The 14905-nt window shown below is 73.7% G+C and carries 14 protein-coding genes; 7 read left to right on the top strand and 7 right to left on the bottom strand.

Annotated elements, in window-relative coordinates; all coding sequences use genetic code 11:
• The 5 genes from FHX81_RS07410 to FHX81_RS07390 form a co-directional block, all read right to left on the bottom strand.
• The gene (locus tag FHX81_RS07410; protein WP_211363406.1) at nucleotides 1–510 is read right to left on the bottom strand and encodes a hypothetical protein; all 510 of its coding nucleotides are present in this window, start codon (nucleotides 508–510) and stop codon (nucleotides 1–3) included.
• A gap of 68 nt (nucleotides 511–578) precedes the next feature.
• Nucleotides 579–1358, bottom strand: a complete 780-nt coding sequence (locus tag FHX81_RS07405) for an SDR family NAD(P)-dependent oxidoreductase (RefSeq protein ID WP_141976329.1) — start codon at nucleotides 1356–1358, stop codon at nucleotides 579–581.
• Nucleotides 1359–1392: 34 nt separating this feature from the next.
• Complete coding sequence (locus FHX81_RS07400; protein ID WP_141976327.1) at nucleotides 1393–3054, bottom strand: glycoside hydrolase family 99 protein; 1662 nt, start codon at nucleotides 3052–3054, stop codon at nucleotides 1393–1395.
• A gap of 97 nt (nucleotides 3055–3151) precedes the next feature.
• Nucleotides 3152–3991 (bottom strand): alpha/beta fold hydrolase, encoded by an 840-nt coding sequence (locus FHX81_RS07395; protein ID WP_141976324.1) that lies wholly within the window; start codon nucleotides 3989–3991, stop codon nucleotides 3152–3154.
• A complete protein-coding gene (locus tag FHX81_RS07390; RefSeq protein WP_141976322.1) occupies nucleotides 3988–4872 on the bottom strand; it encodes a DMT family transporter in 885 nt (294 codons plus the stop codon). The genes FHX81_RS07395 and FHX81_RS07390 overlap by 4 nt, the downstream gene beginning before the upstream one ends.
• A gap of 70 nt (nucleotides 4873–4942) precedes the next feature.
• On the opposite strand from FHX81_RS07390, the gene FHX81_RS07385 reads away from it, so the two are divergent.
• Genes FHX81_RS07385 through FHX81_RS07375 form a run of 3 tightly spaced genes read left to right on the top strand, consistent with a single transcriptional unit; the run spans nucleotide 4943 to nucleotide 7869 of the window.
• Nucleotides 4943–5794: a LysR family transcriptional regulator gene (locus FHX81_RS07385; RefSeq protein WP_141976320.1), complete on the top strand. Its 852-nt coding sequence runs from the start codon at nucleotides 4943–4945 to the stop codon at nucleotides 5792–5794.
• A 45-nt stretch (nucleotides 5795–5839) separates the two neighbouring features.
• A complete protein-coding gene (locus FHX81_RS07380; protein ID WP_141976318.1) occupies nucleotides 5840–6262 on the top strand; it encodes a DUF2243 domain-containing protein in 423 nt (140 codons plus the stop codon).
• Entirely contained in the window at nucleotides 6259–7869 is a 1611-nt protein-coding gene (locus tag FHX81_RS07375) for a RecQ family ATP-dependent DNA helicase (protein ID WP_141976316.1), read from the top strand. Before FHX81_RS07380 ends, FHX81_RS07375 begins: the two co-directional genes overlap by 4 nt.
• 9 nt (nucleotides 7870–7878) lie before the next feature.
• On the opposite strand, the gene FHX81_RS07370 is transcribed toward FHX81_RS07375, so the two are convergent.
• Complete coding sequence (locus FHX81_RS07370; protein ID WP_141976314.1) at nucleotides 7879–8886, bottom strand: TerC/Alx family metal homeostasis membrane protein; 1008 nt, start codon at nucleotides 8884–8886, stop codon at nucleotides 7879–7881.
• A 74-nt stretch (nucleotides 8887–8960) separates the two neighbouring features.
• Between FHX81_RS07370 and FHX81_RS07365 the strand changes: the two genes are divergently transcribed.
• The 4 genes from FHX81_RS07365 (at nucleotide 8961) to FHX81_RS07350 (ending at nucleotide 11502) form a co-directional block, all read left to right on the top strand.
• Nucleotides 8961–9314, top strand: coding sequence for a YidH family protein (locus FHX81_RS07365; protein WP_141976312.1), 354 nt, complete (start codon nucleotides 8961–8963; stop codon nucleotides 9312–9314).
• Entirely contained in the window at nucleotides 9311–9589 is a 279-nt protein-coding gene (locus tag FHX81_RS07360; RefSeq protein ID WP_141976310.1) for a DUF202 domain-containing protein, read from the top strand. The genes FHX81_RS07365 and FHX81_RS07360 overlap by 4 nt, the downstream gene beginning before the upstream one ends.
• Nucleotides 9590–9659: 70 nt before the next feature.
• Complete coding sequence (locus FHX81_RS07355) at nucleotides 9660–10091, top strand: SSI family serine proteinase inhibitor (protein WP_170231964.1); 432 nt, start codon at nucleotides 9660–9662, stop codon at nucleotides 10089–10091.
• Nucleotides 10092–10203: 112 nt separating this feature from the next.
• A complete protein-coding gene (locus FHX81_RS07350; RefSeq protein WP_246107675.1) occupies nucleotides 10204–11502 on the top strand; it encodes a choice-of-anchor A family protein in 1299 nt (432 codons plus the stop codon).
• 40 nt (nucleotides 11503–11542) lie between these two features.
• On the opposite strand, the gene FHX81_RS07345 is transcribed toward FHX81_RS07350, so the two are convergent.
• Nucleotides 11543–14791, bottom strand: a complete 3249-nt coding sequence (locus FHX81_RS07345; protein WP_141976304.1) for a S8 family peptidase — start codon at nucleotides 14789–14791, stop codon at nucleotides 11543–11545.
• Between the last annotated feature and the right edge of the window lie 114 nt (nucleotides 14792–14905).

Raw genomic sequence — 14905 nt, 5'->3', positions numbered from 1 at the left:
TCATCGAGGAGAGCCGCCGAGCCGGGACACGACCAGGTCGATCACGGGGCGGTGGGCGGCGAGGTGGTCGGCGGTCCACTCGCCGTGCGCGCGGTCGAGCGTGGTGATCCGGTAGATCAGGGCGCGGAGCAGCACCTGGTCCCACGCCGGCGGGTGCGACCAGCGGTCGACCAGGGTCGGCGGGACGTTGTGCGGTCCCGCACGGCGTGGAACGCGGTGCCGGCCCGCACCACGTCGTCCGGTCGGCTGACGTGCGGCTCGCCCACGACGAACCGGCACGCCTCCCACCCGGTCACCGGACGTGGACCGCACGGGAGGTGCGACGCGGAACGCGGCCGAGGCCGGCAGCGCGGCCAGCGCGTCGGACCGCCACCGCGTCTCGGGTGCGAAGTCCACCGGCTTGAGGACCAGGTCGTCCGCACGCCAGGTGCCGCCCCGGCCGCCGGGCAGCACGACGGGTTCGGCGGTGATGCCGAACGCGTCCAGCACGGTCTGCGATGGCCGGGGCACGCGCGAGATCGTAAGCAACCCGCGCGCAGGCGTCCTTCTCCGCCCGGACCGACGACGGCTGCTCCCGATCAGCCTCGGTGCGGTGCCGCGGGCAGCGTGACGCCGGTGAGCTCCGCGCACGCGTCGAGCAGGCGTTCCTGCACGTCCACGTCGTACGCGGCGGGGTTGGCGCGCAGGTCCTCGCGCCACTTGAAGTAGCGGCCGGTGACGGTGGCGGCGGGCTCGTCGCTCGTGGCCAGCCACACCTGCGTGTCGGCGCCCTTCGGCAGCTCGTCGGTCGCGTTCGGGCCGCCCAGCTTGGTCTTGATCCAGCCCGGGTCGACGGCGTTGCTCAGCACGTCCGGCCACCGCCGGGCCACCGCGAACGCCAGCGCCACGTCGAGCAGCTTGGAGTCCGAGTACGCCTGCATGCCGTCCCACGGGCCGCGCTCGTGCTGCAGGTCGTCGAGGTCCGCCACGCCCTGCGCCTCCAGCCCCGAGGTCAGGTAGACCAACCGCCGCGGCCGGGGCATCAGGGCCGTGAGCAGGTACGGCGCCAGCACGTTGACCTGGAACAGCAGCTCCAGGCCGTCCTCGGTGACGGTCCGCTCCGGCAGCCCGCCACCGAGTCCCGCGTTGTGGATCACCACGTCGAACGCCCCGGCCGCCGCCGCCAGCTCCGCGGTGCGGGCGAGGGAGGCGAGGTCACCGACGAGCACACCGGCCGCGCCCGGCACCGCGGCCAGCGCGTCGGTGGCCCGCTCGTCGTCGCGGGCGTGCAGCACCACCCGGTGGCCCCGCTCGACCAGCGTCGCCGCCGTCTCCCGACCGATACCGTCCGCCGACCCCGTCACCAGCACGCTCACCATGCGCCGGAGCCTACCTTGGGAGCGCTCCCAGGGCTCAGCCCCAGACCTGCCACCGCGCGAGCTGCCCGGCCGGCCACCCGGTGTTCCCGCTGAACCGCAGCCGCAGGTGCCGCGCGTTCAACCCGGCCGGCAGGGCGATGGTCACGGTGTTGCCGGTGGCCGGGTCGAACACGTGCCCGGTGGCCGGCAGCACCGCGGTGAACGCCGAGCCGTCCGTGCTCGCCTCCACCGCGACGGTTTGCGTGCGGCGGCCCCACGCCGGGTTCGGCGGCAGGCTCAGCACCATCCGGCGCGGGGCGGCCACCGTGCCGAGGTCCACCCCGATCCACTGCGGGAACGCGCCGTTCGCGCTCTCCCAATAGGTGTGGGGGTCGGCGTCTACCGCGTAGTGGCTGCCGTAGTGCTGGGTCTGGCTGCTCTGCGTGGTGGGCCGGCCCGCGGCCAGGTCGCGCTCGACGGGCGGGGTGTCGGTGAGCACCGGCTTGGTCGGGCGGACGGCGGTCAACGCGAGCAGGCCCTTGAGCATCCGGCCGCCGTCGCCGGTGAGCCGCAGGTAGTAGTCCGACGAGCAGCGCGTGCCGTCCTCGTCCAGCGCCAGGAAACCGGAGCCGACCGGGATGCCCGCCTGCGTCTCCGGCGTCTTGGCGATCTGGTTGGCTTCGTTGTACTCGTCGAACATCGAGACGTAGATGCCCTGCGCGCCCAGGCGGACCATGTTGTAGAACTGCCGCCACATGAAGTCGCCGTGCGCGCGGTGCCGCCGCGAGAGGTCGCCGGGCAGCACGCACGGCTGGTAGTCGATGCCGAGCCGGTCGCACTCGGCCTGGTCCGGCGAGTTGACGTTCGCGTGGAAGTGGTCGGAGTCGGCGACGTTCCCGATCCGGCCGACCATCCACGGCGAGAGCATGTGGAAGCTGCGGTAGACACCGCCGAAACCCGGCCGCGAGTCCTCGACCTCGCGCCGCCAGTGGGTGGGCACGCCGCCGATCAGGTAGACGCCCTGGCCCTTGAACCAGTCGACCACGTCCTGGCACTGCTGCGGGGTGAACGGGCGGCCGGGGTCGTTGAAGCCGAAGCCCCAGACGCACACCACCGGCTTGCCGTTCTGGCGGGCGTACATCGGGGACGAGGTGTACGCGCGCATCTTGTTGATCCAGTCGGCCTTGATCTCCGACTGCATGTTCGTCCAGTTCGTGACGTCGTACATGATGTAGAACTTCACGCCGTGGGCCTCGGCGGCCCGCCGGACGTGCGCGGTGACGGCGTCGCGGATCGGCCCCTCGCCGCCGGTCGGGTTGAACCGCTGGAGCGCGGCGGTGTCGCAGCCGTACTCGCGCATCCAGCGGAAGTGCACGTCCACGGTCTGGTAGTCGTGGTTGGAGAAGACGGTCGCGGGTTGGCCGTTGCCCAACGTGCCGAACGCGGTCGCGTACTTGTTCGCGTAGTCGGTCATGTCCGGCCACGACTGGAGCGCGTGGTTGGCGGGCGACGGCGGCTCGCCCCAGTTGTCGCTCCAGTGCCACCAGCCGTTGATCGGCGAGGTGTCGCCCCGGGCGGCGAACCAGCCCTGGTAGCCGACGGTGATCTTGCCGACCACGTCGCCCGGCGGGCTGCCCGCACTCGCGGGGGTCGGGGTGGCGGTCAGGGCGGGGACGGCCAGGGCCGACCCGAGAAACGTCCTGCGTGACAGGGGCACCGCACGCTCCTTCGTTGGAGGGACGGCATCAGCATGCAAGAATCGAGCATTGTCGTGCAATAAGCTGACAAACCGGGATTCTCGGGTCGGACCGGGACTACGCCAGTTCGGCCAGCACCGCGGCAGCCCGCTGCGGCCGGACGAGGAAGCCCATGTGGCTGGTGTCGAGCGTGCGCACGTCGAACGGGTTGTCCGGGAGCAGCGCGTCGGCCTCGCGGATGAACCGGTCCTGCAACGCGACCGGGACCGAGCGGTCGCCGCTCAGGCGGACGTAGGTGTGGGGCAGGGTCGCCCAGGCGTCCGGGTCGACGCGGTCGCTGCCGCCGTCCAGGCTCTCGTCGGGCTCCAGGGTGTTGAGCGCGGCCAGGAACTCCGCGTCCGTGCCGTCGGCCAGCATCGCGGTCTTCAGCTTGGCCAGCAGGTCCGGGTCGGCGGTGCGCCAGTTCATCCGCAGCACGCCCAACGCGGCCGGGTCGCCCGCGAGCAGGCCCGCGCCGAGGTCGTTGAGCGCGCTCGACGCCCACTCGGGTTCCTGCATGTACCCGCCGGCGGTCAGGTCGACGCAGCACCACGCGGACACGTACACAACCCGGTGCACCAGCTCCGGCACGGCGTTCGCCACCCCGGTCACCGTCATCCCGCCCCGGCTGTGCCCGACCAGGACCACCGGGCCGTGCTCGCCCGCCCGCCGCACCACGTCGATCACGTGGGCGACGTTGTCGGCGTGCGCCGCGCCCTTGAGCCCGGCCGGCGCGGCAGCCAGCCCGGACGGGTCCTGGGGTGCTTGGTAGGACGCGGAGAACGTGGCGTCGAAGCCGTGTCCGGGCAGGTCGACGGCCAGCGCGCGGTGGCCGAGCAGGGTGAGTTCCCGGAGCAGCGGGGAGAAGTGGAACGAATTGCTGTTCGAGCCGGGGACGAAGACGAAGATCGCGTTCATGGATGAATCCTCACATTCGGCCGGTGCCGGGCCAGCAGCACACCTCCGAGCACGATCACGCCGCCGATCGGCGTGGTCCACCCGACGGGCTCGCCGAGCAGCACCGCGCCGAGCGCCGTCGACCACAGCGGCGTGACGTAGGTGACGGTCGACGCCACCGCCGGCCCGGCCGCCCGGATCACGTCCAGGTTCAGCACGTACGCCAGCCCCGTGCCCACCGCGCCGAGCACCAGCAGCGCCAGCGCCGCGGACGTCCCCGGCCACGACGGCACGCCGCCCACCGCCGGCGCCACCACGGCCAGTTGCAGCGTCGCGCACGTGATCTGCACGGCCGACAACGCGCTCGCGCTGCGGTCACCGCCGGAGAAGAACCGCCGGGTGTAGGCGAAACCCGCGCCGTAGCACGTGGTCGCGGCCAGGCAGGCGAGGCTGCCCCCGAGGACGTCGCCCGCCATTCCCCGCCACGCGTCCAGCACCACCAGCACGCCCGTGAAGCCGACCAGCAGCCCCGCCACCCGCGTCCGGGTCATCCGCTCGCTCGGCACCACCAGCAGCGCGAACACCAGCGTCGTCAACGGCGTGGTGGCGTTGAAGACACCCGCCAGCACCGAGCTGACCTGCGTCTCGCCGTACGCGAGCAGCGTGAACGGCACCGCGTTGAGCAGTGCCGCGACCACCGCCGCGTGACCCCACGTGCGCCGGTCCCGCGGCACGGCCGTGCCTCCCGCCAGGCAGATCGCCCACAGCGTGAGCGCGCCGAACAGGCAGCGCGACAGCGCCACCCACACCGGCGGCACCCCCGCGTCCACCGCCACCTTGATCAACGCGAAGCTGCCGCCCCAGATCGCGGACAGCAGCACGAACTTCCCGGACGTCTGCACTGGGCGAGGATCGCCGGGCCTGCGAGCATGAGTCCAACAAGTGGTGCACTCCTACCCATGAGAGTTGTTCATGGCCCTGAACCTCCCGCAGCTCCGCGCGTTCCTCGCCGTGGTGGACGAGGGCGGCTTCGGCACGGCCGCCGAGGCGTTGGGCGTCACGCAGTCCGCCGTGTCGCACGCCGTGGCCGCGCTCGAACGCACCCTCGGCCACCCGGTGCTCCTCCGACGCGGTACACCCCGGCCGACCGCGTTCGGAGCGGAGGTCGTGGCGCACGCGCGGGTCGCGGTGGCCGCCTCGGCGGCGATCACGGACCTCGCCGCACGGCACGGCGGCGCCGCCAGGGGCACGATCAAGCTGGCCGCACCCCCGACCGTCTGCCAGGGGCTGCTGCCGGACCTGATGGCCCGGTGGGAAGCGGAGTTCCCGCACGTCCGGGTGCGGGTGTTCGAGGGCGAGGACGACGAGGTAGCCGAGTGGCTGGCCGACGGCACGGTGGAGATGGCCGTGGTGGTCGACCCGCCGCCCGGCCGGGGCGTGCTGGTGGGCGAGGACGAGTTCCACGCCTTGGTGCGCACCGACCACCCGTTGGCGGGGGTGGGCGAGGTGCACGCGGCGGACCTGGCCGACGACCCGTTCCTGCTGTCGCGCGGCGGGTGCGAGCGGCACGTGCGGCAGGTGCACGCGGGCCTGCCGTTCGACCCGCTGCACCGGGTGCGCGAGCTGGGCACGTTGCTGGCGATGGTGCGGGCCGGCGTCGGCATCTCGGTCGTGCCGGGCCTGGTGACGTCGATGCTCCCGTCGGGGCTGACGCTGGTGCCGGTGCGGCCGAGGGTGGTCCGCCGGCTGGTGGCGAGCGGCCCGCCGGGGCGCGAGTGGCACCCCGCCGTGATCGCGCTGATCGACTCCGCGCGCCCGGTGTGACGACGGGCCGAGTTTGAGCCCGGCCGCGCGGGCAACTCCCGGGCCATGACGAAAGGCGCGCGAGCCGCACTGGTGCTCGGGGCGGGGATCGGCGGGTTCGTGGACGGCATCGTCATCCACCAGCTCCTGGGCTGGCACCACATGCTGTCCGGCTGGTACCCCGACGACCTGCACCGGAACATGATCGGGGACGGGTTGTTCCACCTGCTGTGCCTGCTGCTCGTGCTGACCGGCGTGGCGCTGCTCAACCGCGCGGGCGCGGTGCCGGCACGGGTGCTGTGGGGCGGGGTGCTCGCCGGTTGGGGCGTGTTCAACCTGGTCGAAGGGGTGGTGGACCACCTGGTGCTGGGCGTGCACCACGTCCGCACCGGGCCGCACGAACTGGCCTACGACCTCGCCTTCCTGGTGCTCGGCGCGGCGTTGGTCGTGGTCGGCCGGCTCGTGGCGCGGGAGCGGGTGGCCCGGTGAGCGCGCGGGAGCGGTTGCGGGAGGCCGCCCGGGACGTGTTCGGGTGGGCGGAGCTGCGGGACGAGCAGATCGACGCCATGGAGCAGGTGCTGGGCGGGCGGGACGTGTTCGTCGTGCTGCCGACCGGCGCGGGCAAGTCGGCGGTCTACCAGGTGCCCGGCGTGCTGCTGGACGGCCTGGTCGTCGTCGTGTCGCCGTTGATCGCGTTGCAGCGCGACCAGGTCACGGCGTTGCGGGAGAACGGCGCGCCGCCCGCCGCGCTGGTCAACTCCGGCCAGTCCGATGCGGACAACGAGGCCACGTGGGAGGCGGTCGGGCGCGGCGAGGTGCGGTACCTGTTCCTCTCGCCCGAGCAACTGGCCAAGCCCGACGTGCTGGACCGGGTGGGCGAACCGGCGTTGTTCGTGGTGGACGAGGCGCACTGCGTGTCCGCGTGGGGCCACGACTTCCGGCCCGACTACCTGCGGCTGAGCGCGGCCGTGGAGAAGCTCGGCCGGCCGCCGGTGCTCGCGCTCACCGCCACGGCGGGCACGACCGTGCGCGAGGACGTGATCACCCACCTGGGCATGCGCGACCCCGTCGTGGTGGCCGTCGGGTTCGACCGGCCCAACCTGGCGCTGGAGGTGCGCGCGTTCGTCGAGGACGACCACAAGCGCCGCGCGGTGCTCGACTGGGTGCGGGAAGCGCCCGAGCCCGGCTTGGTCTACGTGGCCACCCGCAAGGACGCCCGGTGGTACGCGGAGGAGCTGACCGCCGCCGGTGTGCGCGCCGAGCCGTTCCACGCCGGGATGAAGGCCGCCGAACGGGAACGCGTCCAGGACGCGTTCATGCGCAACCAGGTGGACGTCGTCGTCGCCACCTCGGCGTTCGGCATGGGCATCGACAAGCCGGACGTGCGGTTCGTCGCGCACGCCTCCGCGCCCGGCTCGCTGGACGCCTACTACCAGGAGATCGGTCGGGCCGGGCGGGACGGCGAGCCCGCCGACGCGGTGCTGTTCTACCGGTCGCAGGACCTGGGGTTGCAGCGGTTCCTCCAGTCCCGGCACATCGACCGGGACGCCCTGGTGGCCCTCGCGGAGTCCGTGCGCGACCACCCCGGGCTGCGGGTCACCGAGCTGGCCCGGGAGATCGGCCAGTCGCGCCGCAAGGTCACCTCCGGGGTGAACCTGCTGGAACGGGTCGACGCCGTGGAGGTGGTCAAGTCCCGGTTCCGGCTGGTGGTCGAGCCGGAGCGGGCGGCCGACCTGGCCGTCGAGGAGGCGCAGCGGCTGCAACGGCTGGACAAGTCGCGGATCGAGGTGCTGCGGGCGTACGCGGAGACCAGGGCGTGCCGGCGGCAGCACCTGCTCGGGTACTTCGGCGAGGTGCTGGAACGGGCGTGCGGCAACTGCGACACCTGCGCGAGCGGCGAGGCGGGCACGGGCGTGTCGGCCAACCCCGAGTACCCGGCGCAGTCCCGCGTCCACCACGCCGAGTTCGGCTCCGGCACGGTGGTGCAGAGCGAGGCCGACCGGATCACCGTGCTGTTCGAGGAGGTCGGCTACAAGACGCTGTCGCTGGAGGCGGTGCACGCCGCCGACGTGCTCGGCCGCCACCCGGACCGGTGACGCCGGTCGTCACCGCTCGCGGTCGCGGTCCTCGGACGGGTGGGCCCGCAGTGACCCGGCGTGCGCCTTGGCCGACGGGTCGCGCCGCGTCTTGACCAGGCTGGCCACCGTCACCACCGCCAGCACCACCACGATCACCCCGAGGCTGAGCGCGGTCGGGACCTCGGGCACCCGCTCGTCCACCGCGACGTGCGCCCAGTGCAGGATCAGCTTCACGCCGATGAACGCCAGGATCAGCGAGAGCCCGGTCGACAGGTACACCAGCCGGTCGAGCAGGCCCTTGACCAGGAAGAACAACGCCCGCAAACCGAGCAGGGCGAACGCGTTCGCGGTGAACACGACGTAGGGCTCCTCGGTCACGCCGAACACCGCGGGGATCGAGTCCAGCGCGAACAGCAGGTCGACGCCGCCGATCGCGACCAGCACGACGAACAGCGGCGTGGCCACCCGCCTGCCGTCGACCCGGGTGAGGATCTTCCCGCCGACGTACTCGTCGGTGATCGGCAGGAGCCGGCGCGCGGTCTTCACCACCGCGTTGTCCTCGATGTCGGGGTCCTGGTCGCGGTGCCGGAACAGCTGCACCGCCGTGTAGATCAGCAGCAGGCCGAACAGCAGGAACATGAACGAGAACAGCGCTAGCAGGGCCGCCCCGACCGCGATGAAGACCGCCCGCATGAGCAGCGCCAGCACGATGCCGAAGGTCAGCACCTTGTGCTGGTGCTCCTCCGGCACCGCGAACGTGGTCATGATGAGCACGAAGACGAACAGGTTGTCGACCGACAGGCTCTTCTCCACGACGTAGCCGGCGAAGTACTCCGCGCCGAACCCGCCGCCGTGCGCGGACCAGAACCAGACGCCGAACCCGATGGCGACCAGGACGTAGAAGATCGACCACAGGCTCGCCTCGCGGAACCCGACGCGGTGCGGCCGCACGGTGGCGAGCACCAGGTCCACCGCCAGCAGGAGCACGATGAAGCCGATCGTGACCGTCCACGTCAGACCGCTGATGTGCAGCATGCGTCCACACTAGAGCGTGGGGGCCGGACCGGCCGGGGCGTAGTCTGCGCCGAGGTGCCGACGGGGGAGGGCCGATGGACGCCGAGCCGGACGGGGCGCGGGACGCCGAGCCGGACTACCGGTTCACGCTGGCCAACGAGCGGACGTTCCTGGCGTGGATCCGCACGGCCCTGGGCCTGCTGGCGGGCGGCGTCGCGGTGGGTCAGGTCGTGCCGCCGTTCGGCGTGCCCGGCGCGACCGCGGCGCTGAGCCTGATGTGCCTCGGGCTGGCGGCCGTCCTGGCGGCGACCAGCTACCCGCGGTGGCGGGCGGTGCAGCGCGCCATGCGCGCCGGCCGGCCCCTGCCGTCGAGCCGGGCGGTGCTCGTGCTGGCCGTGGGGGTGCTGGTGGTGACGCTGACCGCGGCCGTCCTGGTGGTCCTGGGGTGAGCGGACCTCGTGACCCGGGGTTGCAGCCCGAGCGGACCGACCTGGCGTGGCGGCGCACGGCGCTGAGCGCGGCGGCGTGCTCGGTGTTCCTGCTGCACACCGCGGCACGGGCCGGCTGGGGCCTCCGGGTCGTGCCGGGGGTGCTGGTCGCGGTGGTCGCCGTGGTGGCGGCGCGGGCCGGCGGCCGACGGAGCGACCGCGGTCCGGGTCGCCTGCCGTGGGTGGTCGCGACCCTGGTCACGGCCGCGTGCCTGGCGGCTGCGCTGGTGTGGTGAGGGGTCGCCGCGGACGGTCCACTGTGGACAGGTGGTTTACTGGTGGGGCACCGCCGCACCCGGATTCCCCGTGATCACCGCAGATCAGTTGGAGGAGACCACCGTGCCCGTCACCAGGTTGACCCGCGGCCTGCTGCCCGCGCTGGCCGCCGCGACCGCCCTCGGCGGCCTGCTCGCGCCCACCGCGACCGCGGCCCCCGCCACCGACCTCACCATCTCCGTGTACGACCCGCTCGCGCCGGTCGTCCGGGAGTACCGCCTCACCTGCGACCCCGACGGCGGCACGCACCCGCGGCCGAAAGCGGCCTGCGAGGCGATCCGCAGGTCGCCGGGCACGATCAAGCCGCCACCGCCGACCGCGCACTGCTACGACCGCGTGTTCGGCCCGCAGCGCGCCAAGGTGTCCGGCCTGCTGTTCGGCGTCGACGTCGCGGCGACGTTCAGCCGGGTGAACTCGTGCGAGGAGGACCGCTGGCAGGCGTGGCTGCCGGTCTGGGGCTGAAGTCCCACCCCGGCTGGGTTCTTCACCCCGTCGGGGGCCGTTCATCACCCCGTGCGGTCAGCCACCGGGGTTTCGCCGTGCGGAGCCGGCCCGGTCGCCGAGCATGGACCGCATGGCCCGGACCCACCTGCTCGGAGTCGTCGGCGCGACGGCGCTGCTCGCGGTCGTCGCGCTGCACGGCGTCGGTGTCGCCGACCCGCTGCCCGGCGGGCTCGGGCCGTGCCTGGGCGCGCAGTGCCCGCCCGGGTTCCCGCCCGTGCACAACGGCGCGTTCGCCGGGCGCGACGAGGCGGTGAACGTCTTCGTCGGCGGCGACTTCCTGGTCCGGCAGAGCGCGGCCGAGGCCGAGGGGCGGATCGTCGTGGGCGGCGACTTCGACCTGGCCAAGGCGGCGGGCGCGTCCTCGGTCTACAACGTCGGCATCGTCGGCGTCGGCTCCCGCGTGCCGCCGCCGGACGGGTCGGACTTCCTGGTCACCGGCGGCGCGGTCACCGTCGCGCCCGGCCAGGCCCTGCTCGCCGAGGGCGGCGTGGTGCGCCACGCGGGACCGCTGACCGGCGCGATCACCGGTGTCGACCAGCCCGACCCCGCCGCCTTCACCCCGTACGCGGGCCTGTCCGCCCAGCTGAGCGCGGCGAGCACGTGCTACGCGGCGGCGGCCGTGACCGGGACCGCGGTCAACCAGGGTTATCAGACCCTGTTCACCGGCGACGGCACCTCGGCGCTCCAGGTGTTCACCGTCGACTTCGACCTGGCCGGCGCGACCGGCGGCCAGCAGGGGTTGGTGTTCGAGGGCGTGCCGGACGGCGCGACGGTGCTGGTGAACCTGGTGGGCGCGGCCCGCCGGATCGTGACCTACACCGGCGAGCTGACCGACGAGGGGCAGCTCAACCGGATGCGCGAGCGGCTGCTGTGGAACTTCCCGGACGCCACCGCGGCCGAGATCGCCGGTACGGCCCAGTTCCAGGGCAGCGTGCTGGTCGGCAACCCGGCGAGCACGACGACGGTGACCGTGCCCGGCCTGGCCGGCCGCTTCTTCACCACCGGCTCGCTCACCCACGGCGGCACGGGCGGCGGCACGGGCAACGAGTTCCACGCGTACCCGTTCACCGGCGACCTGCCCTCGTGCGCCATCCCCACGACCACGACGGCCACCACGACAACAACCAGCGCCACCAGCACGACCACCGCCACGACCGAGCCGACCACCAGCACCACCAGCACCGCGACCCGGACGATCACGTCGACCACCGGCGTCACCACCGCACCGACAGCCACTCACCCGGGCGGGCACCACGAGCACCTGGCCGGTACCGGCGCGAACGTCGGCCCCGCCGTGCTGACCGCCGGCCTGCTGCTGATCGCGGGCAGCACGACGCTGGTCCTGGTCACGCGCAGGCGGCGGGGCTGACGCCCCGGACCGACGGCCCGGGGCACCAGCGCCCGCCCCGCTACCGGGTGATCCTGTACGCGCGGATCACCGTGTGCTCGAACGTGTTGCCGTCGCTGTCCGCGCCGGACGCCCGCAGGGACGCGTAACCGGCCGCGTCCGGGTGCCGCACCAACGCAGCCCCGCCCGCGACGGGCACCCGCCGCCAGCTCCTGCCGTCGTCGAACGACACGTCGACCCGGACCTGGCCCACCTCGCCGTTGTCCGCGCCGTCCTGCTGCTCCACGGTCAGCGGCACGCTGAGCAGGCGTCCGGCCGGTGCGGCGCCGGACGCGTCGAGCCGCGGCGTGAAGCGGACCACCGAGAGCGGCAACCGTCGGCCCTGGCCGTCCGGCAGGGTCGCCATGTCGAACGACCACGCACCGCTGACCCGCGTGGTCAGCTCGTGCGCCGCCGGATCGCGGACGAGGTCGTGCTCGACCCGGTAGCGGCCCGCGCCCTCGGGCACGGTGAACTCGCCCCACTGGTCGCGCACCTGGCCGACCAGCCGCCCGTCCCGGTACACCGAGGTGCGCGCCGACGCGTAGTCGCCGCGGCCGAGGTGGCCGTCCCGGTCGTTGATCAGCGGCACCTGCGCGGTCACCCGGTCCTCGTGCAGGCCGAGGTAGGTGGCCGAGTACCCGGCCAGGCCCGGTCCGAGCACCGGGTACACGAACCGCTCGTCGTACCGCTCGCCCAGCCGGTACCGGCGGTTGAACGACGAGTAGTCGGCCTCGGTCCGGTACTGCGGCGAGAGCCGCTGGAAACCCCAGCTCCAGGTGAGCCGGTCGGGCGTGATCCGGTCGACCACCGCGCCGCCCGAGGGCACCGGCAGGCCCACCGACCAGCCGCCCGAGCCGTCCGGCGGGCTCGCGTTGCCGCTGTGCAGGTACTGGCGGTCGGCCGGGCCGGGCGCGAACGAGGTGCGCACCTCGGTCAGCTCGTCCAGGGTCGGCGCGCGGGTGTACCCGGTGGGCACCGCACCCTGCTCCATCCAGCGGAACCGGTAGTGCGTCGGCGTCCCGTCCACGGGCGGGCTCTGGAACTGCGCGCCGAACGAGACGGTCAGCTCGTCGTCGGTCAGGGTCGGGCCGACGTGACCGATCGCCATGTCGCCGTAGCCGCCGATGAACGCGGTGTTGAGCACGACGCGCCGGCCGTTGAGCACCCGGGAGACGTTGATGTCGCCGATCATCGGCATCGCGGTCGGGTCGGGCGCGGTGACGCTCAGCGGCTCGGCCACCCGGGCGTCGAAGGTGTACCGGGTGTGGTCGGCGTCCACGGGCAGCGTCGGCCGGGCCAGCACCCACGTCTTGGGCCAGCTTCGGATGACCGTGCGCGCCATGTACTCGCCCTTGGGCACGCGCGCGGTCGCGGTGCCGTCGGGGCCGTACAAGGTCTCGTAGACGTCGTTGTCCATGCCGACGAGCGCGATCGAGTTGTCCAGCGCCGGGTTGCCGTCGGCGCCGACGTGCTCCAGCGCGATGTCGTAGCTCTCGACCTCGCGGGCGAGGCTGACCGGCACGCGCGTCGGCCCGCCGACCAGCACGCCGGAGAAGACGCCGTCCACGTCGCCGACCCTCGTGTCCGCGGTGACCGCGACCGCGGCCGTGCCGCCTGCGGGCACGGTGACGTGCGCGGGGTCGACAGTGATCAGACCCGCCGGCGGGGTGCCGCGCGGGCCGCGCAGCTCGGCGGTGAGGTCGAAGCTGACCGGCTCCGGGCCGCTGTTGCGGTAGGTGACGGTCCTGGTGACCGGCGCGTCGTCGTGGTGCGGCCACCGCTGCTCCTCGAACGTCACGCTGACCGGCTCCGCGCCGACCGTGGCCGTGATCGCGCGGGTGAGGTCGACCCGGCCCGCGCCCTGCTCGAACACGCCCAGCGCCGGGTTCGGCTTGGCCGACGCCATGAGCGCGGCCTTGAGCTGCGCCCCGGTCCAGTCCGGGTGGCGCTGGACGAGCAGGGCGGCCGCGCCCGCGACGTGCGGGGTGGCCATCGAGGTGCCGGACAGGGCGGTGTGCCGGCGGCCGACCGGCGTGCCCAGGACGCCCTCGGCGGCCTTCGCGGCGACGATGTTCACGCCGGGCGCGGTGATGTCGGGCTTCACCGCGTCGTCGCCGATGCGGGGACCTCGGCTGGAGAAGTGGGCGAGGTCGTCGTCGTGCCGGACCGCGCCGACGGTGAGCGCGGCGTCCGCGCTGCCGGGTGAGTCGATCGACTTCGACCGCCCGCCGTTGCCCGCCGCGACGACGAACAGCGTGCCGGTCTTCGCCGACAGCTGGTTGATCGCGTCCTCCAGCGGGTCGACGCCGGGGGAGTCGTAGCCGCCGAGGCTGAGGTTGACGACGTCGGCTCCCTCGTCGACGGCCCACTGCACGCCGGCCAGGATCGCGGACTCGGGGCAGCCGTTGAGGCCGCACACCTTGCCGTCGAGGATGCGGGCGTCGGGCGCGACACCCCGGTAGGTCCGGTCGCCACTGGCGATGGTGGCGGCGACGTGCGTGCCGTGGCCGGTCCGGTCGGTGGCGTCGGGCTCGTCGGTGAAGTTGCGCTCGCCGACCTCCTTGCCGCGCAGGTCGGGGTGCCCGCCGTCGACCCCGCCGTCGAGCACGGCGACCTTCACGCCCTTGCCGGTCAGGCCGGACCGCCACGCGGTGGGCGCGCCGATCTGGGCGGTGGAGCGGTCGAGGGTGGGGCGCAGCACGGCGTCCAGCCAGACCTTCGTCACGCCGGGGTCGGCGAGCAGGTCCCGGAACGTCGCGGCGGCGTCGGCCTTGGGCGCTCGCACGGCCAGCGCGCCGGGCAGGGCGCGGGCGGAGCGCAGGCCGGTGGTGGGCGTGCCGGTGACGATCAGCGGCACGTGGTCGCTGCGGGCGTCGTCGTAGCCGGCTTCGATCAGGCCGGTCACGTCGAACAGGCGCGGGTCGAGCCTGCCCGAGGCGACGCCCTTGAGCGCGTCCTCGGGGACGACGCTGAGCCGCCCGTCGCGGTGGGTGGACTGGAACGTGATCCGGTCGCGGCCGGGCGCGGGCTGGAACGACCCGACCGCCTCGCCCGCCACCACGACCCGGTCACCGGTGACGAGCGTGACGGTGCGCGGTCGGGGATCGACGGCCGAGGAAGCGGCGGACCCGCCCGGCTCGGCCCCGGCGGCTCGAGCGGTCGCCGCCCCCGGTTCCGCGCCGGCGACCCCGGTGACCGGCGCGGAGAGCAGCCCCGCCGCGACCAGGAGCGCTCCCAGAGCTCTGCCGCGCTTTCGTGGTCTGAACACGCGTACCTCCCGAATCCGGTGCGCGTGGATCGCGCACTCCGGGGGGCGTCGCAGACCCGCGGTGGCGGTGGACCGGAAGTGACGAAGCCCCCAACGGCCTCGACGCTAGCCATC

Origin of the sequence: Saccharothrix saharensis (assembly GCF_006716745.1) — a bacterium.
In the GTDB taxonomy this organism is placed as follows: domain Bacteria; phylum Actinomycetota; class Actinomycetes; order Mycobacteriales; family Pseudonocardiaceae; genus Actinosynnema; species Actinosynnema saharense.
The sequence above is the reverse complement of the archived record's forward strand: the minus strand, read 5'-3'. Positions and strand labels throughout refer to the sequence as shown.

What these genes read in the sequence shown, in the direction of transcription:
- FHX81_RS07365 (WP_141976312.1), top strand. Translation starts at nt 8,961, where the DNA reads ATGGACGCCGAGCCGGACGGGGCGCGGGACGCCGAGCCGGACTACCGG.
- FHX81_RS07380 (WP_141976318.1), top strand. Translation starts at nt 5,840, where the DNA reads ATGACGAAAGGCGCGCGAGCCGCACTGGTGCTCGGGGCGGGGATCGGC.
- FHX81_RS07405 (WP_141976329.1), bottom strand. Translation starts at nt 1,358, where the DNA reads ATGGTGAGCGTGCTGGTGACGGGGTCGGCGGACGGTATCGGTCGGGAG.
- FHX81_RS07370 (WP_141976314.1), bottom strand. Translation starts at nt 8,886, where the DNA reads ATGCTGCACATCAGCGGTCTGACGTGGACGGTCACGATCGGCTTCATC.
- FHX81_RS07385 (WP_141976320.1), top strand. Translation starts at nt 4,943, where the DNA reads ATGGCCCTGAACCTCCCGCAGCTCCGCGCGTTCCTCGCCGTGGTGGAC.
- FHX81_RS07350 (WP_246107675.1), top strand. Translation starts at nt 10,204, where the DNA reads ATGGCCCGGACCCACCTGCTCGGAGTCGTCGGCGCGACGGCGCTGCTC.
- FHX81_RS07395 (WP_141976324.1), bottom strand. Translation starts at nt 3,991, where the DNA reads ATGAACGCGATCTTCGTCTTCGTCCCCGGCTCGAACAGCAATTCGTTC.